The organism is Alkalibacterium gilvum (assembly GCF_900109085.1).
In the GTDB taxonomy this organism is placed as follows: Bacteria; Bacillota; Bacilli; order Lactobacillales; family Carnobacteriaceae_A; genus Alkalibacterium; species Alkalibacterium gilvum.
Genome location: NZ_FNYW01000002.1, coordinates 110955 through 132602 on the forward strand (window position 1 = coordinate 110955; position 21648 = coordinate 132602).

Consider the following 21648-nt stretch of genomic DNA (forward strand, 5'->3'; position numbering starts at 1 on the left):
CAGGGAGGTTATATTCAATGAGTCGTACAAAAAAGATGATTATCACAGCCGTATCTATTTTAGGAAGTGTCACAGCTTTTGTATCGGGGTTATTTTTAACTTTCTTTGTGGTGGGTAAAAAAATCGATCAAGCGTATACGTCCAAAAGAAACGATAATGAAGATGATGAAAACTAAGTGACGGATTAAGTTGAAATAAACAATCACAGTCCTACTTTTAAAAAGAGAAGCAAGGATCCGTGTTTATGAGTGAGAGGAGTGTTGGATGCAAGAGGAAGTCAGAAGTAAAATTCAAAGAGGTTTAAAAACTTTCCAAGTAGGTAAGTATGAAAAGTCTAAAGCGATATATAAAGAGCATGCAACACAACAGAATCCAGATATTTTATATATTGGGTGTTCTGATTCAAGGGTGAGTCCGGAAGTGATTTTGGATGCTGATCCTGGAGAGCTCTTTGTTTTGAGAAACATTGCTAACAAAGTTCCGTCCCTGAAGAAAAATGAGATGGACCCAACAACGATGTCAGCTATAGAATTTGCCGTAGTGGTTTTAAACGTCAAAACGATTGTTATTTGCGGACATTCCAATTGTGGTGGGTGTGCAGCCGCATTATCTGGAGAAAAAACGTTAGGTACTTTGCCTTATACAAAACAGTACTTGGAGCCCTTAAAAGAGTTAAGCGAAAAAGTAACACGCGAGGCTTTTGATAAAACTGATACAGAAAAAGCAAGAATGATGGAAGAACAGAATGTACTAAAACAATTGGTGCATTTACGCGAATATTCCTTTATAAATAAACGCATAGAAGCAGGGGACCTCGAAATTCAGGGTTGGCGATTTGATATTGGATCAGGCAAAGTGGAAAGATACAACGAAAAAACGGATAGTTTTAGACCCATTATTTAAGTTGAAGAGAACGCTATACACTAAAGAAACAGAGCGGTTCATTCGTCACATAAAGGTCTAAATAACAAAGATAAAAGTAGTTTATGTTTATAAAATAACAGAGGTTTTAATTTTACCATTGAAACTCTCATAAAAATAAGTTAGACTATAATATGTTGAAAACAGAAGAAAAGATAGGGGCGCAAAGAATAAGAGTACTGTCTGGAGGCACGACGGCCGTTGAATGACAGGAAAGGATTTTTTGCCGAAGGGTAACGGAGAGTCAAACCGTTATCCTGGCCATACGTTTAATAAGCGTATGACTGTCACGCTTGCGTGGAGCACTATCCTTAAATATGCGATTGCAAAGCATCTAAGGATTTGTTCCCTTGGGTGCTTTTTTATGTAAAATTTTTAGATTGGAGAAGAATCATGAAAAAACAACGTAAACGATTTAATCTAGTATTGATTTTAGGAGGGATATTTTCACTCTTACCGACCCAAGTACTGGCTGCAGAAACGGACAGCAGTCTTGTTCAATCAATGGGACCTCTAACACTTATTCCACCCATTATTGCTATTATACTCGCATTTGTTACTAAAAATGTTATCTTGTCATTGTTCTTAGGTATCTTTAGTGGAACGGTTATTATCCAATATGCAAGTGGAGCAAACATCCTTTTAGGACTACTTTACGGCTTCACTGATATTGTGGATTACATTTTGACATCACTTTCAGATCCATGGAATGCTGGTATTATACTTCAAGTTCTTGCTATTGGAGGATTAATTGCACTTATTACATCGACGGGTGGTGCGCGAGAAATTGCGGAAAGTCTTGCTAAACGAGCAAAGGGGCCAGTCAGTACACAAATCATCACATGGGCATTAGGCCTTTTGATATTCTTTGATGACTATGCAAATGCTTTGATTGTTGGACCTATTATGCGTCCTGTTTCGGATAAAATGAAAATGTCTCGTGAACGACTTGCCTTCGTTATCGACGCAACCGCAGCACCAATTGCAGGGATTGCTTTGATTTCGACGTGGATTGGTTATGAAGTTGGACTCATTAATGATGCCTACCAATCTATTGGTCAAAACGTGAATGCTTATGGTATTTTTCTACAAACAATTCCTTACCGCTTCTATAATATTTTGATGCTAGTCTTTGTTTTCGTGACGTCTATAACATTGAGAGAATTTGGGCCAATGAAAAAAGCCCAGGAACGTGCCCGTGATAAGCATGAACTTATTGCTAAAGGCTCGCAACTTGATAATAGTGATGATGAAATGGAAGTCGTTACCAAAGGGAAGTCTTCTATTTGGAACGCATTAATTCCGATTGGTTCATTAATTGCCTTCAGTTTCATCGGATTTTATACGAATGGCCGCACAGCAATATTAAATGGAGAGAATACTGCTTTAATACAAATCATTGAGCGTGCACCTTTTTCTTTTGAAACATTGAGAGAAGTGTTTGGCGCTTCAGATGCGTCTATCGTTTTATTCCAGGCTGCTTTAATCGCGAGTATTATTGCCTTGGTTATGGGCGTCTTGGAAGGGCATTTCAACTTCAGTAAAGGAATCGATATTTGGGTCAATGGTATGAAAACACTGATGATTACTGGTGTGGTCTTGCTATTAGCTTGGTCACTATCCGGCGTCATGGGTGATTTGGGCACGGCTGATTATTTAGTTTCTTTATTAAGTGATTCAATGCCAGCCTTTTTACTGCCTACAGTGATATTTTTGTTGGGTGCGATTATCTCTTTCGCCACAGGAACGTCTTATGGAACTATGGGTATTTTGATGCCCCTAGCCATTCCTTTGGCAACAGCGATGCATCCAGAAGATCCCAATTTTGTGATTATGTCTGCGGGTGCTGTGTTAACAGGAGCCATCTTTGGAGATCATGCCTCTCCGATTTCAGATACGACGATATTGTCATCAATGGGCGCTGGCTCTAATTTACTAGACCACGTGAAGACGCAACTGCCTTATGCTATTGTTGTCGCTGCGATTTCGATCCTGTTTGGCTATATCCCATCCGCTTTCGGTGTCTCAGTTATGCTAGTCTTGCCGCTCGCGCTTATTGCTGTCGTCGGATCCGTCTTTATCTTTGGTAAGAAAACAGACACAACAGAAACAATGCTAGAAGAGGAAAAGTAATATTAAATAAAGTAGTCCAGCTACCACTTTCACAGTGATTAGCTGGACTTTTTTAGTGAGGAAGAGTCGAGAAGCCTCTCGACTCAATTCAGCTAGGTAATATTAGCGTTTATTGGGGTTTTATGCTTTTTTGATATGAAGACGTGGGGAGGGTTCGGCCAAATGGAATCATTTTAATATTCTGAATGGTCGAACATCGCTGGGTTTGACCATTTCGAAAGTGTATAACGAAAGAAGTGTCCGAAGTAGACGGAAGTTCGGCCAAATAGTATCATTTTAGTGTTCAGAATGGTCGAACAACGCCGGGTTCGACCGTTTCGCAAGTGTATAACAAAAGAAGTGTCCGAAGTAGACGGAAGTTCGGCCAAATAGTATCGTTTTAATGTTCAGAATGGTCGAACAACGCCGAGTTCGACCGTTTCTCAAGTCTTCAACAAAAGAAGTGTCCGAACATGACAAAAAAACGGCCGAACACCTTCAACTAACTAAAATAAATCCAACATAAGAAACCACCAAACCATAACCCCTTCCAAACCAAGCCAACCCTCCTCCAAAACCTCCAGATATGAGAAAAAAGCTTCATCTGCACCTAGCTCTAAAAAGGGCGAGGCGAAGACGAAGCTTTTCCGGTATCACTTGTCACTTAACCATTCTAAATAAGAAGGATAAATGGACCAAGTCGTAAGGAAAACGACTTTTTAATAGTGACTGCATTAAGCGTGTGTTTCTTCAGGTAACTCTTCTGTGACATCATCTGTTCTTCCTACAGCGAATGTGAGTGAATAGCAAGCAAGGGCAATAACGAGCGCGATGATCATTTTAACAAAAGCATTACCCGTTGTTAATTCATTCAAAGCGTTGGTGTTGGCAATGACTGCAACGGGAGAAGCTGTTACAAGCCCCAAAATCGCTGCGTAAGTAAAACTTGGATAACTAGAAAAGAAGTAGTCAATGACCTTACTAATCAAAATAATACCAATTAACATACCTAAAGCATAAGAAGTAAGCAAAATAGTATAAGGAATCAATTCAGACAAGTTAAATGTTGTAAGATTAGAAGTAAATCCATTGATAGCATAAATGACGGCATAGTAATAACCCATAATCAGCATCAACAATGACCCGCTGATTCCTGGTACGACCATTGCGGCGGCTGAGACTAAACCGACAAAAAATAATGCAATGAGAGGACCAGCACCTAAACTAATAGTATCAGGACCGCTACCGGAAACATCAGCGACGCCCATCCAAGCCACAAGAGCTAAAAATATAACAAAGAGGAACACATGGATTGGAGTGATTTTTTGTTTATCTTCTATCAAACTTTCTTTGAATGATTCAGATAAAATAGGCAGGCCACCTAAAATCAAACCAACAAAAGCAAAAGCTGTGTAGAAAGTATGTTCATCTAACAACCATGTAATAATCATAGAGAAACCGGCTACGCCAAGTAAAGCCCCAATCAATATCGGTAGCAAAACGTGCATGCTTCGTTTAAATTCTTTTCTGATATGTGTAAAAGAGTGAATGATATCATCGTAAATACCCAGAGATACAGCCATTGTTCCGCCTGAAACACCAGGGATGATATTTGAAATACCAATAAATAAACCTTTGATTACTAACCAAATATATTGCATAATAAGCTCCTTAAAAATGATAATCTATCCGTTTTATAGTCTAACATGTTTTATAGTTTAACATAATAAAGGATAAATAGGATGAAAAAAATGTAACTATTTAATTTTGTCACAGACTAAACTAAGTAGTTACATTTAAATATGATATTAATTGTATTTGTATAATTGTTTTTTTACATCAGAAACATAGCCTTTATCGGTGTTGATAATAAGTTCGTCACCAGGTAGAAAGACCGTGTCCCGATGGGGAATAAATTCGTGATCACGACGAGCAATTTTCACTAAATGCGCGCCCTCCGGAGTAATCAGATGTTTCGCCATCATCCCATCCAAGGCAGTACCGACTTCGACATGCATAGTTATCTCTGCGACTTCTCCCTGAAAAAGACGGGGTTGCGCATTGACTTTTCGGAAAAGAAGTTCTTCATAAATAGGTTCAGAGCCTACAAAGTCAGACATAACATAAGCACTTAAACACACAACCGCAAGTGGCATAAGATGCGTGACAGATCCTGTCATTTCCGTAATCAGCATAACCGAAGTTAAGGGAGCTTTTGTAACAGAAGTTAAGAAGCCGCCCATGGCATAAATAATGAAGCTACGTAAGAAAATATCATCGATACCCGTGAGTGATAGAGCGCCATTTCCATAAATAGAGCCCATGAGAGCACCTAGACTCAAAACAGGAATAAAAATACCGCCAGGAAGACCTGAGCCATACGAAAGATGTGAAAATATAAACCGGAAAACAAAAATACCAACGAGTAACCAGAGTGTTGGTGAACCTTCATTCAACATATCAATTACTTCTATACCTCCACCAAGCATTGAAGGGAAGAAGAGACCAATGGGGATAACAAGTAAAAAAGGTATAAATATATATAAGTAGGGCGGAATAGGTAGCATGCTGTATACTTTTGGCATAGCTAGCAGAACTTCCTGATACAACCATCCACCTAAGGCTAGAAAAACACCTAGTAAAACTAAGTGACCATAATATTCAAGAGGGAACTGAAAAAGTTCACCTAAATTCATAGGCGCTTCAACACCAAAAATCTGATAGGCAACAAAATTAGCTGTAATAGAAGCTGAGAAAGCTGTGAGAAGCAAGATTCCTGAAAACTTACGATGCATCTCTTCTAGAACAAAGAGGATACCAGAAACTGGGGCATTGAAAGCAGCAGCTAGTCCAGCACTTGCACCGGCTGAGATTAGTATTTTTTGCTGGGAACGATTCCCTTTGAGATAATGATTAACCCCCTGTCCAACAGCACCGCCAAGCTGAATAGAAGGACCTTCACGCCCAAGCGCAAGTCCAGAACCAATCGCTAAAGTACCTCCGATAAATTTACGCCATAAAATCGAAGACCAATTCAAATCCAGACTACCGTGCAGCTGGCCTTCAATATCTTGGATGCCGGAACCTTTGATATCCGGCTCATGTTTTATAAGCAAAGAGATAATAAATGCAAATAAAAGCATAAGTAAAACCCATCCGACTATCCAAATAGGCTGGTCATTTAAAAAATGATACACTTCAAATGTCGTTTCTAACAGGAGCTCAACAGAAGCACGTAATAAACTAATAACGACTCCCGCAATAGCGCCAACAAGCATTCCTTTCGTTACATACAGTATTTTAGACCATTCAAGATTATGTAAAGCCCTCATAAAAACCTCCAATATAATGTGAGTAACTTACATTTTATATTATATTAATAGAAAAAAACAAGTCAGAAGAATTAAATTTAGCAAAATATCATTTAAAAAGTTGACCACTCAGGGCAAGAAGGAATATGATAAAAGTGTATATGACTGAAAAATGAAATAAATAAGAAAATGACTGAGATAAAAGAGGAGGAAAATAACTTGTTTCTTATGGGAGTTGAAATAACGCTTTTGATTTATGATTCTTACTCTCTGAAAGAAAAACGTAGCGTTATAAAAAGTATTTTAAGGCGAACAGAAAATCGACATCAGTTATCTGTCGCTGAAGTGGGCGATATGGATTTGCAAAACAAAGCCGTTCTTGGATTTGGTGTCGTATCAAATAATCGAACCCTGTGCCGTAAAAGACTCGAAGCCGCTTTAAAAGAAATCGAAGCTCATTATGAAGTTGAGATACTGGAATACCATTGGATTGAAGCTTAAAGAACAGAAAAAATATTCTTAAGCAACAACACCTTATATGAAAGGAAAGAATTATGGCTAACGCATCACTAGAAGAGACACTTTATATAAAACATAAAAATGATCAAACAGAACTGAGTGATTTATTACAAGGATATAAGAAAGCCGTCCTTTTAACTCTAGCGGATACGCACGCAATTTCTGTGAAAAAAAGTTGGAAAAAGGAAAAGATAGTAACACCACTCTCTGAAACGATACTTGAACAAGCAGAAACGATCTACCATCCTATACTAAAAGATATTCTTTTACGTTTGCCCGATTTGCAGACAAATTTTTATCGTGTAAAGAATTTAAATGATATTAAAGGGTTTATTACGCTCATTCAGAAAGGCTTTTTTTCGTTTCAAAAGAAAAGGACGGTTTACTTCTAATAATACCGGAAGAAATTATTTTCAGTGTTCAGGACCGACTGAGATTGGATAAGAAAAGTAAAAGCCACAAAAAGGCGACACACCCTACTCAAGAGAGTAAAAAACACTCCTTGCTTAAGCATTGGAAAAATAACTTAAGTACGATTTACGGAAATGTTCCTTTAAAGCACATGCAAAAAACGTGGAATCGCTACTTTGAAAATAAAGTGACTTTAGATGAAATCAAGGCTATACTAGAACAAGATTGAATAAGGAGAAAAACATGATAAGAATAGTTATTGATTCTGGCATTGATCAGAATGATTATATGAAGGAACATTACGAATATGACTTTTTACCTCTGAGTGTGATTATAGACGAACACGATTACTTGGATCAGCTAGATATTTCACTCCAGGAAGTGCATGAAAAAATGGAGCAGGGAATTATGCCTAAAACATCCCAAGTTTCTCCAAAAGCAATTATAGAAATGCTTGAGGATGCCCGGAAAAAAGGGGACGATGTCATCTATCTGACAATTTATAGTCAGTTCTCAGGAACGTATCAAGTTGGGCAGGCCGTAGCGGAGAATTATCTCAGTACATACCCTGATATGAATATAGCAGTCATAGACTCTAAAGGAGGATCCGGCGGCGGCGCATTGTTGGCTCTACAAGCAATGGAAATGGTAAAACAAGGGTTAGCCTTTGATACTATCGTTGAGCAGTCAAAGTGGAATGCCGAGCATATAAATTACCAGTTCACATTAAATAATCTCATGTGGCTTGTTAAAGGCGGAAGACTTCCTAAAGTAGCAGGAACCGCTGGTGATGCGCTCAATATTAAACCCTATTTATCGGTCAATGAAAAAGGGATTTATCTTAAAAACTTGTTCGTGGCCAAGACCGTATATATAAACGAATGATCAAAGAAATGAAAAAAGAAATAGGTTCCTTTACCGATCAACTTATTACGATTAGCCATGTCAATGATTACAAGACAGCTCAAAAATTAGAAGCATTAGTGACAGAGGCTTTGCCGGAAGCATCTATCCAAATTCTAGATGTTGGCGCACTTTTGGCAGCACATTTGGGAATCGGCGGCGTAGGTTTATTCTATTTTGATGAAAAGCCAGAACACTACATGTATATAAACGAATAACAAAAAGACATCCTTATCTGATAAGGATGTCTTTTTGTTCAATGCATATTATTTGATGATATATGCATTAAATGATATACTGAAATTGTTCAGTTAAGGACAAAAAATAAAAAAGGAGTAGATAATCAATGAATAATATTGCTAATTCGTTTGAGAATGCATTAGCGAATTTCATTAATTTCTTACCACAGTTATTAATGGGAATCGTACTTATCATCGTTGCGTGGGTAGTCGCGACACTTGTTAAGAAAGCACTAGTCAAAGGTCTGGAAGCGACGGGTATGTCAAGTAAGCTTTCAAAATGGGGTGCAGCAGATACTGATGACCAGGGAAGTAACATGGTCAGTGCTTTAGGAAAAGTAGGCTATTTCTTGGTTTGGGTATTATTCTTGCCAGGTATCTTTGCGACATTCGGTTTGGAATCTATTGGTCGACCAGTAACAAACATGATCGATACAGCGCTAGCGTTCTTACCTAATATAATTGCAGCACTTATTATTTTGGTGTTAGGTTTCTACGTAGCGAAATTTGTTAAGAATCTTATCTATAATCTTGGCGTTGCAGCTAATGTAGATAAAATGATGAACAAGCTTACTGGATCAACAGACAACTCTAATACTGAAATGGTTAAGAGTAACAAACAAACGTTAGCATCTGTTTTAGCTAATACTGTTTATGTATTAATTCTTATCCCAATCGTACTCATGGCACTAGATGTTCTAAATATCGATACAATCGCTCAACCAATCAGTGAGGTTCTGAACTCAATCTTGGGCGCTATTCCGAACATTTTAGTAGCAGTTGTTCTTCTAGCCGTTGGTGTTGCTATAGCTAAATTTGCTGGCGACATGCTAAAAGACCTATTGAGAGGAACTGGCTTCAATAAATATTCATCTTACCTTAACAAATCAGGTGACATGAATGTTGACCTAGCTAAAATTATTGGTAACACGGTTGCAGCTCTTATTGGTGTGTTCTTCTTAGTTGAAGCATTGAATGCACTAAACTTAACAATGTTGAATGACATTGTCGCAGCAATTATTGCATACTTGCCAAACATCCTATTCGCAGCAATCATCATTGGATTGGCTTTTGTAGGTGGGAAAATGCTTGCATCTGCAATCAACAAATCAACAGGCAGCAAATTTGCAGGTGAACTGATTAAATATATCGTTATCGTCTTTGCTCTATTCATGGCATTAGACCAACTGAATTTCGGTTCAAACATTGTAAATCTTGCATTCCTATTCATTATTGGTGGCCTAGCCGTCGCATTTGCCGTATCATTCGGCTTAGGCGGACGCGATTTTGCCCGTAAACAACTTGAACGCGCGGACCAAAAAATCGACAAAGAAAGCGCAAAGCCAAGCGATCAATAATAATTTAAAATAGTATATAAATAAAGAAATCCAAAAGGGCGTATCTCAGCTCTTTTGGATTTTTCTGTATTTCAAATAAATATAGATGATTTTTTTTAGAAAGCTTTGTTAGAAAGCTTTGATGGAGGAAGGCTATGATTTTTGCGCAAGGGTGTATTGAATTTTTGGTGGATAACTAGAAATATAGTAGAAACCAGCAGAAAAGGCATTGAAAAGGAGATGATCTTTGAATAGTAGGGTGTGTTTAATGACGTTCGGCCAGATCAGCTTAGCTCTAACATTCAATTGTCCGAAGCTGACGAAGTTCGACACCTTTAGCCTATCTGTAACGTTGGAACTGGCCGAAGCAGGTTGACCTTCGACACCTCGGAGTATCGTTTGGGTGTCCTAAGCGTCGAAGATTCCGAAGTTCGACACCTTTGGCATACCTGTAACGCTGGAACTGGTCGAAGTAGGTTGACCTTCGACACCTCGGAGTATCGTTTGGGTGTCCTAAGCGTCAAAGACTCCGAAGTTCGACACCTTTGGCGTACCTGTAACACCCGGATTGGTCGAAGTAGGTTGACCTTCGACACCTATGGCGTACTTGTAACACCCGGATTGGTCGAAGTAGCCCGAACTTGACCACCTTCGACACATTCAGCACTAAAAATAAACTCAACCCCTGAACTCAACCCCTGAACCAACCCCCAAGCCCCATAAGGAAAGCTTTAGTGCCTAAAGCTACAACTAAAAAAACACTTCTGTAAAGGTCGTCAGACCGATGCAGAAGTGTTCGATAATAGATTAAATAGTAGATTAAGCAAACAACCAATTGAATATGCCGAAAACTAAAACAAGAGCAATCGCAACTGGCACGAAGAAGCGAGCCAACATAAGGAAGGCTGTGCCGACAGCACCCTGCTTCAAATCAGTATGCGTGTAAATATCTTGTTTCTTCCAAGTCCAAGCTACGAACAAAACAGAAATCAGTGCGCTTGATGGTAAGAGAACATTTGCTGTAAACAAGTCCATAAAGTCCAAGAAACTACTTCCCAAAATAGTAATATCCATGGCGCCTTGACTCAATGATGAAGGAATACCGAGTAGGAAAATGATACTTCCCAATAACAAAGTAATCCCTTTACGTGTCATCTTAACACGATCCATTAAGAAGGAAACGGAAACCTCAAGCAAGGAAATACTTGATGACAAAGCGGCTAGGGTAAGTAGTACAAAGAATAGCAAGCCTACAAAGATTCCGATACCGCCAAGAGCATCGAAAATACCTGGAAGAACAATGAAGACCAGTCCTGCACCTTCAGTTGGATCTAACCCGAATGCGAAAAGCGCCGGGAAGATCATCAAACCTGAAATAAGCGCGAAAGATGTATCCAGTAAAATAATAACAGCTGCGGAAGAAGTCAAGCGCTCGTCCGGCTTCAGATAACTACCGTAAGTAAGCATGATTCCCATACCTAAACTTAAGGTGAAAAAGGCTTGTCCCATAGCAGCAAGATAAACTTCTGGATCCGTAAAGGCTGACCATTCAGGTTGGAACATGAATGCGAAAGCCTCAGCCGTACCGCCTAGGGTCAAACTGTAAGCAGCCAGACCAATAACAAGTAGACTTAAAATGGGCATCATCCACTTACTAGACGATTCAATCCCTTTTTTAACTCCCATCAAAACGATAGCTACTGTGATGGCCATGAAAAGGAAGGACCATAGAATAGGTGAGACAGACTGTCCAATAAAGTTTTGGAAGAAAGCTGATGAATCGCCACCGATACCACCAGAAATATACTCATAAGTATAACGTAACGACCAGCCACCAATGATACCGTAAAAAGAAAGAATCAAGAAGGCTGCCAAAACCCCTAGGCCACCAGCGATATACCAGGACGTTTTAGGTGCGATCTTTTTGAAAGACTGTACTGCATCGTCTTGCCCTCTTTTACCAATGGAAAACTCAATAAGCATAATAGGGAAACCTAAAAGAATAACACTAAGCAAATAAATAATTAAGAATGCTGAACCACCGTTTGACCCCATTGCATATGAGAATCTCCAAATATTACCAAGACCCACTGCCGATCCCATTGTTGCTAAGATGAACCCCCACCGGGATCCCCACTGCTCTCTTTTTGCTGACATATAATCACTCCTTATTTTATTACATTAAAAAAAGATGAGAATTTAATGATGTCTTTCATTCTATCTGATTAATTCGCCGTTTACAAGAGCTATTTCATTAAAATAGCCTCATAAATAAAGAAAAGGCTTTCTGAGAAGAGATAATGAAAATGTGCAAAGAGCTAATAAATCAGTTATACTTGAAGAAAAGCTAAAGGAGGGGAACACATGCTTAAAGGTATGGATTTGCTGGGATTTATTGTCCGTCATGCTGAAGGAGATGAAGTTATACGTCTGGCAGCAAAATCAGGGATCAAGGGGGGAACAGTCTTCAAGGGAGAGGGCACAGCGCGCTCTGGCATCTTGCGTAAACTGGGAATGGATATCATAAAAAGAGATCTCGTCCTTATCGTCGCACCATCAGCTGTAGCGAAAAAAGCTATGAATGATGTGGCTGAAAAAAAGCAATTAGATAAAAAGAACAAAGGAATTAGTTTTAGACTGCCTCTAAACAAAGTACTAGGCGTTGTTAAAGAAGAAAAAACGGAAACGTATGAAAAGGAGCAAACAGGTATGTATCAAGCCATTTTTGTTATCGTCGATGAAGGAGAATCAGACCGTGTACTGGAAGCGGCAAATGAAGCGGGGTCGCAGGGTGGAACCGTTATTCACGCCCATGGATCTGGCGGTAAAGAAACAAAGCGTGTCTTTAATATGGAAATTGAACCGGAAAAAGACATTGTCCTCATCTTATCGCGCGACGAGATTACCGATGGGATAACCAGGGCTATTAACAAAGAAATGAATCTAGAAGAACCAAACGCAGGGATACTATTTACCACGGACCTCAGCGAAACAAGAGGCATATTTTAAAGTAATTAAAATAGGAGGTCAACATGAACATTATTACTGAAAAACTTTTACAAGTCTCGCGATCTGTGACGCCTATATTTTTGTTTGTCTGGTTGATTCACTTCTTTTTAGTTCCTTTTAGTTCAACGATTCTCACAGCCTTTGTTTTAGGAACGATATGTATCATTATCGGTTTAACCCTCTTCTTAGTTGGCGTAGAAATTGCTATATCGCCTATTGGAGAATACATAGGTAAAGGAATAGCCCGTTCAAATAAAATAAGTGTACTAATTATTGTAGGCTTACTTTTGGGCTTTATGATATCAATGGCTGAACCAAGCCTTACCGTATTAGGAAACCAAATCAGCCTAGTAACAGGGGGAGCGGTAGAAGGATCACTACTTGTCTTTATTGTATCCTTAGGCATCGCAGTAATGGTCGTTATTGGCTTGCTACGAATTGTATACACCTGGTCATTCATGGCGATTATGCTAACGAGTTACAGCATCATACTCCTTTTATCACTCTTCGCCTCTTCAGAATTTCTCTCGATTGCCTTTGATACATCAGGTGCCACAACAGGATCCATAACGGTACCCTTTCTACTAGCTCTTTCTGCCGGTATTTCGTCACTAAAAAAGAACAGCGTCCGTAAAGGAGCAGACAGTTTCGGCTTAGTAGCAATTGCATCAGCAGGTGCCGTAATAACGGTCCTCTTTAGCAACTTAATCAATCCAACCGATTCATTAACGGGTGACTTAGAGATTTCCTTTGGTCTAAATGGATCAATATTTTTGAATTTATTTGAAATAGGTAAAAATCAATTCAGCGATGTCTTATCAGCAATTGCGCCCATAGCAATTATATTTATCCTGTATCAAATCCTCTTTCTTAAATTACCGAAACGCAAATTTCATCGCATTATGTTAGGGGTCATATATGTTATTACCGGACTACTTTTCTTCTTGACCGGAGTAAATTTTGGCTTTATCAATATAGGAAGCATTATAGGGTTCGAGTTAATGAAAGGAAATCAAAATACTTGGTTTTATATCCTATCCTTCCTACTTGGGATGGTAACCATCTTGGCCGAACCTGCTGTAGCCGTTTTGACTGAACAAATTGAGCGTGTCACTGCTGGCGCCCTTAAGCCCGTCTTTGTTTTAACAGCCCTGTCATTTGGGGTAGGCGGAGCGACCTTGCTTGCAGCCTTCCGAGTCACCAGTGATTCACTTGAGCTCTGGCATATTCTCCTTCCAGGTTATCTGCTGGTTTTCATTTTAAGTTTCTTTAATTCAAAAACCATCGTCGCCATGGCTTTTGATGCAGGTGGCGTGGCCTCAGGACCTATGACAGCAACCTTTATATTAGGCTTTATCCAAGGCGCAGCTGAGGGGGCAGAAGGCGCATCCGTGTTGATTGACGGATTCGGAATGATTGCTATTGTAGCGATGATGCCTGTCCTTACGATTCAGCTCTTTGGCCTGGTTGATGCTTATTCAAAAAGAAGTAGTCAGTAACGTGGGGCAAGCTGACATTTATAACTTACATTTTGGCTTTCTAAATGAGCCAGGGTGTAAGTTTTTTTCTTTACTTTTAAAGAGAACACAGATCTAAACGTTAGTATGCTATGATTTGTCTAAATTCAGACACAGACATAGTGAATAGACTAACGTATAATAAAGATAGCGAAACCACAAAGTAAAACGAGAGCCTTATAGAAAGAAGGGGTATTCGTGAAGAAACGATTTATTTACAAGATAAGCACACCAAATGAATCAAAAGAGTTATTAATCAGGGAGCACGAATTAATTAAAAATGCTGACGGTGAGCTGGATTGCCCGCTGGATTTAGTCTTGCGCCGGTATAACTTGAATTGGGATGATTTATTCAAGATGCAAGTCTCCAAAGTGTCACTCATTAAAGAAGATGCCAACGAAACAAAAGTCATACGTTCTATTTCATTTAAACATTTATACCATTTCAAAAAGTGTAAAAATATAAAAACATAGCCTCTTCTATCGCTTCTTGCTTCAACCTCAGTGTCTAACTGTTTCATTTCAACAAAACACACGCATTTATTTTTCAAAAAAACAAATAAAAAAACCTAGTCTATTTAGCTCGCTTAATTTTAACCGCTCAATCACTTAAAAATAGAATATGAATACTGACTGGCTCTATTCTATGTTACAATAAGAGTAACTTTTTAATAAAGAGAATACTATTTGGAGGAACAGCGATGGCTTGGATATTTTTAGCACTCAGCTTGGCAGTGCTCGGATATATTTACATACAGAATTATATGATAGATGTTTCACATTACAATTTAACGATTCCAAAGTTAAGTGATGACTTGAAAGGGAAAAAAATCGTACATCTTACTGATTTACATTTCAAACCCCGCTCAAATAAAAGTTATGTTGAAACCATCTTAGATAAAACAGCAGACCAAAAACCAGACTATATAGTCATCACAGGAGACCTTGTGCATGCTGGACTTGATGATTTTATCGATACCCCCTTAAGGCATTTTGCAGAAGGGTGCGCTAAAATTGCACCAACGTATGCAGTGACAGGAAACCATGATATAAACAGTGCGTCTTTCAGTGACTATAAATATATTCTGGAAACAGCGGGGGTGAAATTGCTTATAGATGAAGCAGTTATCTTACCTGAACACTCGAATAAGGGCATTACACTCATGGGATTAACAGAAAGACAAGACCAGACCCATCTACCCCAGCCAATTCTAGGTCCAATAGAGTTAACAGAAAACATGGTTAAGCAACCCAAAATTTTGCTAGCGCATCGACCGGAATATTTTGTTCATTATACGCTAGATAAAACCAAAATGCCTGAACTTGTATTAAGTGGCCACACCCATGGCGGACAATTTCGTGTACCCTTTTTTGGCGGTTTTTTCTCACCCGGACAAGGCTTTTTCCCGAAATATGATTATGGCCTCTTTAATCATGAAGAGAATCCTGCTAAACGAATGATTGTGTCACGTGGATTAGGTAATTCCTCCTTCCCCATTCGTATCAATAATCGTCCAGAAATTGTGACAATTACACTGAATTAAAGGAAAAAGAAGTCACGAAACCACTTAAATTTTCAAATGATTTCACTATCATATATAATGAATTAAAGGAGAGATAGTTATGACAAAGTTAGGATTAGGCACAATAGGCACAAGCATGATTACAGAACAATTCGTTGAAGCAGCTAAGGAAAGCGGCCTTTACACTTACCGAGCTGTTTACTCAAGACACATGAACACAGCCAATACATTCAAGGATCAGTATGGGGCTGAATCAGCTTACGATGATTTTGAAGCCTTTTTAAATGACGAGGCTATCGATGTGATTTATGTTGCCTCTCCAAACAGCTTACATTTCAGCCAGGCTAAAGAAGCCCTCATGCACGGTAAACACGCGATTGTGGAAAAACCAATGATTACCTCTTTAGAACAATGGGCGGAATTGACAGAGTTAGCTAAATCCAAAGGCGTTGTGGTAGTTGAAGCAGCCCGTCATATCTTTGAACCAAACTTTGTAAAATTAACTAAAATGATCCAAGACTTTGAAGGGATATATGGTGCAACATTAACCTATGCAAAATATTCCTCACGTTTTGACAATGTCCTTGCTGGCGAAGAACCACCGATTTTCTCACCAAAATTTGGAGGCGGAGCCGCTAACGATTTAGGAATATATACAGTGTATGCAGCACTTAGCTGGTTTGGAAAACCGGATTCTGTTCACGCCTTTTCTCAAAAAATCCAAACAGGCGTCGACGGAAAAGGAACCGTTATTTTACGTTACCCAGACTTTGATGTCACCTTGCAATACGGGAAAATGATCACAGCCTTGGCCGCTTCAGAAGTTTACAGTTTAGATAAAACCTTAGTCTTGGATGCCATTACGGGTGTTGAAAAAGCTGAACTTGTAGACGCGCGAACACGTGAAAGCCAGGAGATATCCATGGATAAATCAGCCGATAATCCACTAATCTGGGAAGCTAAAGCCTTTGCAAAAGTGATGACTCATCCGGAAAAAGACGAAAACAAAGCAAAATTGGATGAGTGGCTCACCTTGTCATACAACGTCCATGAAGTGCTTGAAGAAATCAGACAACAAAGCTAAATAGTTGTATTATCTAAAAAATTGATTCAATAAAGAATCAAAAGGATATCCTAAAAGCATTCCCATTAGAGGAAGTGACGCTTGTGCCGAGAAAAATCATTATGCTTGTCTGTACTGGTGGAATGAGTAGTAGCTTACTTGTTGGTGACATGCAACAAGTCGCCAAAGAAAAGCAAAGCGATGCTTATATTTTCGCTGTTTCAGAGTTGGAAGTAGAGAAAAAGCTTCAAGACAAAGCAGTAGATATCGTGCTATTAAGTCCCCAAGCCAGGCACTTGAAAAACAAAGTCGAGGCATGGCCTAAAAAGACTGACGGCTGTCTTGTTGAGACAATCACTAAAGAAGATTTCAGTACCATAAACGGGGAACGTATTCTGGATAAGGCACTTGATTTATTAAGCAGAAAATAAGGATTCCTTTGAGGAGGATGAGCATGGCTAAACATGACGAAGAAATCATGGAAGTTGTGATGACACTTATTATGCACGGTGGCGATGCGCGAAGCAGTGCACTGGAAGCTATTGCTGCTGCTAGAAAAAACGACGTTAAACGTGCACAAGAAAAACTGGATGGTGCCGCTCAATCTATAAAGATAGCACACGACATTCAGACAGAGTTACTTGCTAAAGAAGCGGCAGGAGAGGATGTAAACATTAATCTACTCCTCATCCACGCCGGCGATCATGTGATGAACGCGATGACATACCATGATCTGGCAGATGAAATGCTAAAATTATATCAACGTATAAATTAAAGAGTCTGAACGCTTAATTGGGAAAGGATGACCCCAAAGTCATTGCCCCCAATTAAACGTTCAGCCTTTTTTGTATAAAAATTTAAATAATAGAAAAAGATAGCAAGACCTTATTGTGTTTAAAAAAAGTTTAGTATATAGTTATAAGCAACAAGACTAAAACGTTTTTTTAGAAAGGGAGAGTGCAAAATGAAAAAGTATTTAATTAAGGAAAACAACCGTATTAAAGCTTATTTTGAATACCAGACCACTAAGGTAAAGCTCTCCAAGACAATACACTAGAATCTATTTAAGATGCACTAATTAAGTAGGAGCCTAAAAGGGTAATTCAGTCTATTCTCTATCAGGGGATGGACTGTCTTTTTTTATAGGCCATAGATGAAAATGATTAGTTCTGTTGTTAATACTGAACACTAAAGGAAGGTTGACTCCATGTTTGATGTTTTAATTAAATTGAAATTCTTTTTCAAAGAACACAAATGGCAATACATGCTATCATTTCTCACCTTAGCCATATCAAATATATTTGCAGTATTTATTCCCTTTATCATCGGGCGATTCATTGATGCCATCGTTACTGGGACAATGGATGCAGATTTGTTGCTTGTCTATGCGGTGCAATTTGCGAGCCTCATATTTATTACGTATGGCCTTGATTTAATTTGGGGCTATGGCTTGTTCTCAGGCGCTTATAAACTCCAACGCCAAATGCGAAGCACCTTGATGCGTCACTTTTTACGCATGCGGGCACCCTATTTTGAAAAATTTAGAACTGGGGACTTGCTGGCACGTGGAACACAGGACATTCGCGCTTTAGCCGACACAGCTGGTTACGGTATGCTTGTTTTGATGAGCGCCACCGGCTTTACTGCGACACTAATCGTTATGATGGGGGTGACGGTGAATTGGTTTTTAACCTTTGCGACAGTCCTTCCCTTGCTCCCAATGGCTTATGTCATTAAAGTCAAGGGTGCACAAGTGGATGAGGCCTATGAAATCTCACAGAAAGCCTTCTCATCTGTTAATGACGATGTACTGGAAATGATTGATGGCATGCGTGTGATCTGTGCGTATGTTAAAGAAGATGACTTCATTGAAAAATTTCAGTCACAAACGACTCAATTATTGAAAAAGAATAATCGGGTGAGTGAATTATCCGCTATCTTTGCACCAACGGTAAAGCTCTTTGCGGGACTTAGCACAATGATTGCCTTATCTTACGGAGCGATTTTAGTTTCACAAGGTGTCTTATCCGTGGGAGATATCATTGCCTTTCAAATGTATTTAGGAATGATGATTTGGCCAATTATTTCCGTTTCCGAATTGATTCTGATTTTGAGGCAAGGGAGCGCGTCCATGCGCCGGGTGGAAGATATCATTGCGGCAACCGATGGACTAAGTTTCACCGGGAACATGCCGGCACATGCTGTTGGCGACTTTCAATTCGACAACTTTAATTTCAGCTACACAGCAAGTGAAACAGTGAGTTTAAATCATATCGATTTAGCTTTACCTAAAGGGAAAACCTTAGGCATTGTCGGAAAGACGGGCTCGGGGAAGACAACTTTGATACGCCAACTATTAAATCAATTTCCTACAGGTCAAGGCACGTTTACCATGGGGGGCTATGCCTATAGCGACTATCAAGATGCCTCGCTCAGAGAACTGATTGGTTATGTGCCACAAGACCACACCTTATTCAGCCGAAGCGTAAGAGAGAATATTGCGTTCGGTAAAAATGATGCCTCAGATCAGGATATTTTAAGAAGTATTAGATTGTCATCATTTGAAGAGGATTTAAATAATATGGAGCACGGCCTGGATACAATGGTTGGTGAAAAAGGTGTCGCTATTTCAGGCGGACAAAAACAGCGGATTTCCATTGCGCGAGCGCTTATCAAAAATCCAGAAATACTGATTTTAGATGATTCCCTATCAGCAGTGGATGCCAAGACAGAGCAAACGATTATACGCAATATCCAAGAAGAAAGAAAAGATAAAACAACCATTATTTCCACTCACAGGCTTTCTGGAGTCAAAGCAGTGGATGAAATCATTGTCATGGACAAGGGTGCGATCATTGAAAGAGGAAGCCATGATGAACTGATTGAAAGACAGGGTTGGTATTATGACCAATTTAAAAAGCAGGAAATCAAAGACTTTTCCGAAGAAGCAAACGGGGAAAAAGTAAGCACAAAAGAGGGAGCTTTGAAAAACAACAAAGCTTTAAAAGAAGGTGAAGATCGATGAGTACAATAAAAAGATTGCTTTCTTATATGAAATACTACAAAAAATACTTTGCCATCGGGATTGGTTTGGTCATTATTTCAACCCTCGCTGATTTAGGCGCCCCTATCATTGCCCAGCGTGTGATTGATAATGTGATCACGCCAGCAGCTAGAGAAGGGACACCCATTACGAATGCACTGATAGAATTAATGGCTATTTACTTTGGGTTGCTTATTACAACTGTTGTGATGCGTTACGTCTCATCCATATATCGCATGAGAGCAGCCAATGGTATCATAAAGATTCTTCGTGATGAATTATATACCCATGTTCAAAAATTACCTATCAGTTACTTTGATAATCTGCCGGCTGGGAAAATCGTTGCCCGTATCACAAATGATACGGAGAGTTTGCGGCAACAGTTTTATGTTGCAACTATCGGTCAAATATTAATCAATGTCTTTTATATCATAGGAGCCTATCTTGCCATCGCTTTTTTCCATCAAGGTTTGGCCTTGGCGCTTTTAGTCTTGATCCCAATCATGTATCTTTGGAATAAATACTATACAAAATACGCCAGTAAATACAATAAAAAAGAGCGCGAATACAATTCAGACATCAACAGTAAATTCAACGAATCCATTCAGGGTATGCAGATTATTCAAGCGTTTGGTCAAGAAGAAAAAATGAAGGACGAGTTTGAAGAAATCAATGATAAATGGTACAAAGTGATGCGGAAATACGTTATTTTGGATTCTGCCTTCCAATGGACCTTTGCGGACTTTCTGCAACGTTTCTCCTTGCTGCTTCTCATGGTTTACTTCAGTACACAATATATCAATGGTGTCCTTGGAATATCTGTTGGGATGCTCTACTTGTTTGGGGAATATGTCAGTCGCTTGTATGAACCAATTAAAGGAACCATCCAGCAAATTGCTTTTGTCCAACAAGCTATTGCGGCCGGGGACCGGGTTTTTGAGCTGATGGATATGGAAACGGAAGATAATCCAGAAGAAGCATTAACCGTTTCTAAAGGACGGGTTTCTTTTGAGCATGTAAACTTTGGTTATACTAAAGATAAGCACGTTTTAAAAAATATTGACTTTACAGCCGAGCCAGGACAAACGGTTGCGCTCGTCGGCCACACTGGGTCAGGTAAAAGTTCCATCATGAACCTTTTATTCCGATTTTATGACCCGCAGTCTGGTAAGATAAAAATCGACGGACAGGAAACAAACCAATTTTCAAGGCAATCAGTGCGTCAAGGGATGGGAATCGTTCTGCAAGATCCTTTCTTATTTACAGGGACCATTTACACAAACATAACCATGGACAATCCCTTGATATCTAAAGAAACAGCACGGCAGGCATTGATTGATGTGGGTGGCTTGGAGCTTATTGAAAAATTTGATAAAGGCTTAGACGAACCGGTTGTTGAAAAGGGCAGCACACTAAGCTCAGGCCAGCGTCAGTTAATTTCCTTTGCCAGAGCGCTAGCCTTCAATCCCAAAATTCTTATCTTGGATGAAGCAACCTCGTCCATTGATACGGAAACGGAAGAAATCATCCAACATGCGATGAACGTACTGAAAAAGGGGCGGACCACCTTTATTATCGCCCATCGTTTGTCTACGATCCAACATGCGGATCAGATTTTGGTGTTAGAACAAGGAGAAATCATTGAGCGTGGGAAGCATAATGAGTTGTTAAATGAAAAAGGTGTTTACAAGGAAATGTATGAGATGCAGAAAAAAGGACAAGACCTCTCAACTTAACAAA

The 21648-nt window shown here is 39.3% G+C and carries 21 protein-coding genes and 1 riboswitch; of the genes, 18 read left to right on the top strand and 3 right to left on the bottom strand.

Annotated elements, in window-relative coordinates; genetic code table 11:
• Positions 1-17 precede the first annotated feature (17 nt).
• The 3 genes from BMX83_RS10855 to BMX83_RS01550 all read left to right on the top strand — a co-directional run bounded on the left by BMX83_RS10855 (position 18) and on the right by BMX83_RS01550 (position 3054).
• On the top strand, positions 18-176 hold the full coding sequence (locus BMX83_RS10855; protein WP_177170451.1) for a hypothetical protein: 159 nt from the start codon (positions 18-20) through the stop codon (positions 174-176).
• Between the two features lie 88 nt (positions 177-264).
• Positions 265-903, top strand: coding sequence for a carbonic anhydrase (locus tag BMX83_RS01545; protein ID WP_091632339.1), 639 nt, complete (start codon positions 265-267; stop codon positions 901-903).
• Positions 904-1069: 166 nt separating this feature from the next.
• A riboswitch (Lysine riboswitch) is annotated at positions 1070-1237 on the top strand.
• Between the two features lie 77 nt (positions 1238-1314).
• Positions 1315-3054: a Na+/H+ antiporter NhaC family protein gene (locus BMX83_RS01550; RefSeq protein WP_091632342.1), complete on the top strand. Its 1740-nt coding sequence runs from the start codon at positions 1315-1317 to the stop codon at positions 3052-3054.
• Between the two features lie 713 nt (positions 3055-3767).
• Here BMX83_RS01550 and BMX83_RS01555 read toward each other — a convergent pair.
• Both BMX83_RS01555 and BMX83_RS01560 read right to left on the bottom strand, forming a co-directional pair.
• Complete coding sequence (locus BMX83_RS01555) at positions 3768-4694, bottom strand: DUF368 domain-containing protein (protein WP_091632345.1); 927 nt, start codon at positions 4692-4694, stop codon at positions 3768-3770.
• Positions 4695-4841: 147 nt separating this feature from the next.
• A complete protein-coding gene (locus BMX83_RS01560; protein ID WP_091632348.1) occupies positions 4842-6365 on the bottom strand; it encodes a ClC family H(+)/Cl(-) exchange transporter in 1524 nt (507 codons plus the stop codon).
• Positions 6366-6572: 207 nt separating this feature from the next.
• On the opposite strand from BMX83_RS01560, the gene BMX83_RS01565 reads away from it, so the two are divergent.
• From BMX83_RS01565 to BMX83_RS01590, 6 genes are all read left to right on the top strand, one after another.
• The gene (locus BMX83_RS01565) at positions 6573-6845 is read left to right on the top strand and encodes a DUF503 domain-containing protein (RefSeq protein WP_245746613.1); all 273 of its coding nucleotides are present in this window, start codon (positions 6573-6575) and stop codon (positions 6843-6845) included.
• A gap of 53 nt (positions 6846-6898) precedes the next feature.
• Positions 6899-7255: a hypothetical protein gene (locus BMX83_RS01570; RefSeq protein WP_091632354.1), complete on the top strand. Its 357-nt coding sequence runs from the start codon at positions 6899-6901 to the stop codon at positions 7253-7255.
• A gap of 44 nt (positions 7256-7299) precedes the next feature.
• The gene (locus BMX83_RS01575; RefSeq protein WP_091632357.1) at positions 7300-7503 is read left to right on the top strand and encodes a hypothetical protein; all 204 of its coding nucleotides are present in this window, start codon (positions 7300-7302) and stop codon (positions 7501-7503) included.
• A gap of 14 nt (positions 7504-7517) precedes the next feature.
• Positions 7518-8159, top strand: coding sequence for a DegV family protein (locus BMX83_RS01580; RefSeq protein WP_091632359.1), 642 nt, complete (start codon positions 7518-7520; stop codon positions 8157-8159).
• Positions 8156-8395, top strand: coding sequence for a DegV family protein (locus BMX83_RS11090; RefSeq protein WP_091632362.1), 240 nt, complete (start codon positions 8156-8158; stop codon positions 8393-8395). The genes BMX83_RS01580 and BMX83_RS11090 overlap by 4 nt, the downstream gene beginning before the upstream one ends.
• Positions 8396-8523: 128 nt before the next feature.
• On the top strand, positions 8524-9774 hold the full coding sequence (locus BMX83_RS01590; protein WP_091632365.1) for a mechanosensitive ion channel: 1251 nt from the start codon (positions 8524-8526) through the stop codon (positions 9772-9774).
• Between the two features lie 798 nt (positions 9775-10572).
• Here the strand turns inward: BMX83_RS01590 and BMX83_RS01595 are convergent.
• Positions 10573-11910 (bottom strand): sodium-dependent transporter, encoded by a 1338-nt coding sequence (locus BMX83_RS01595; RefSeq protein WP_091632368.1) that lies wholly within the window; start codon positions 11908-11910, stop codon positions 10573-10575.
• A 207-nt stretch (positions 11911-12117) separates the two neighbouring features.
• Between BMX83_RS01595 and BMX83_RS01600 the strand changes: the two genes are divergently transcribed.
• The 9 genes from BMX83_RS01600 to BMX83_RS01640 all read left to right on the top strand — a co-directional run bounded on the left by BMX83_RS01600 (position 12118) and on the right by BMX83_RS01640 (position 21644).
• Entirely contained in the window at positions 12118-12762 is a 645-nt protein-coding gene (locus BMX83_RS01600; RefSeq protein WP_091632370.1) for a P-II family nitrogen regulator, read from the top strand.
• Between the two features lie 23 nt (positions 12763-12785).
• Positions 12786-14261, top strand: coding sequence for a DUF1538 domain-containing protein (locus tag BMX83_RS01605; protein ID WP_091632373.1), 1476 nt, complete (start codon positions 12786-12788; stop codon positions 14259-14261).
• 216 nt (positions 14262-14477) lie between these two features.
• The gene (locus BMX83_RS01610; protein WP_091632376.1) at positions 14478-14753 is read left to right on the top strand and encodes a hypothetical protein; all 276 of its coding nucleotides are present in this window, start codon (positions 14478-14480) and stop codon (positions 14751-14753) included.
• Between the two features lie 227 nt (positions 14754-14980).
• On the top strand, positions 14981-15823 hold the full coding sequence (locus BMX83_RS01615; RefSeq protein WP_091632379.1) for a metallophosphoesterase: 843 nt from the start codon (positions 14981-14983) through the stop codon (positions 15821-15823).
• Positions 15824-15902: 79 nt separating this feature from the next.
• Positions 15903-16886: a Gfo/Idh/MocA family protein gene (locus tag BMX83_RS01620; protein WP_091632382.1), complete on the top strand. Its 984-nt coding sequence runs from the start codon at positions 15903-15905 to the stop codon at positions 16884-16886.
• Positions 16887-16969: 83 nt separating this feature from the next.
• Positions 16970-17296: a PTS sugar transporter subunit IIB gene (locus BMX83_RS01625; protein WP_091632385.1), complete on the top strand. Its 327-nt coding sequence runs from the start codon at positions 16970-16972 to the stop codon at positions 17294-17296.
• A gap of 23 nt (positions 17297-17319) precedes the next feature.
• Positions 17320-17640 (top strand): PTS lactose/cellobiose transporter subunit IIA, encoded by a 321-nt coding sequence (locus BMX83_RS01630; RefSeq protein WP_091632388.1) that lies wholly within the window; start codon positions 17320-17322, stop codon positions 17638-17640.
• Positions 17641-18072: 432 nt separating this feature from the next.
• Positions 18073-19890: an ABC transporter ATP-binding protein gene (locus BMX83_RS01635; protein WP_091632390.1), complete on the top strand. Its 1818-nt coding sequence runs from the start codon at positions 18073-18075 to the stop codon at positions 19888-19890.
• The gene (locus BMX83_RS01640; protein ID WP_091632393.1) at positions 19887-21644 is read left to right on the top strand and encodes an ABC transporter ATP-binding protein; all 1758 of its coding nucleotides are present in this window, start codon (positions 19887-19889) and stop codon (positions 21642-21644) included. Before BMX83_RS01635 ends, BMX83_RS01640 begins: the two co-directional genes overlap by 4 nt.
• The last annotated feature ends 4 nt before the right edge of the window (positions 21645-21648 follow it).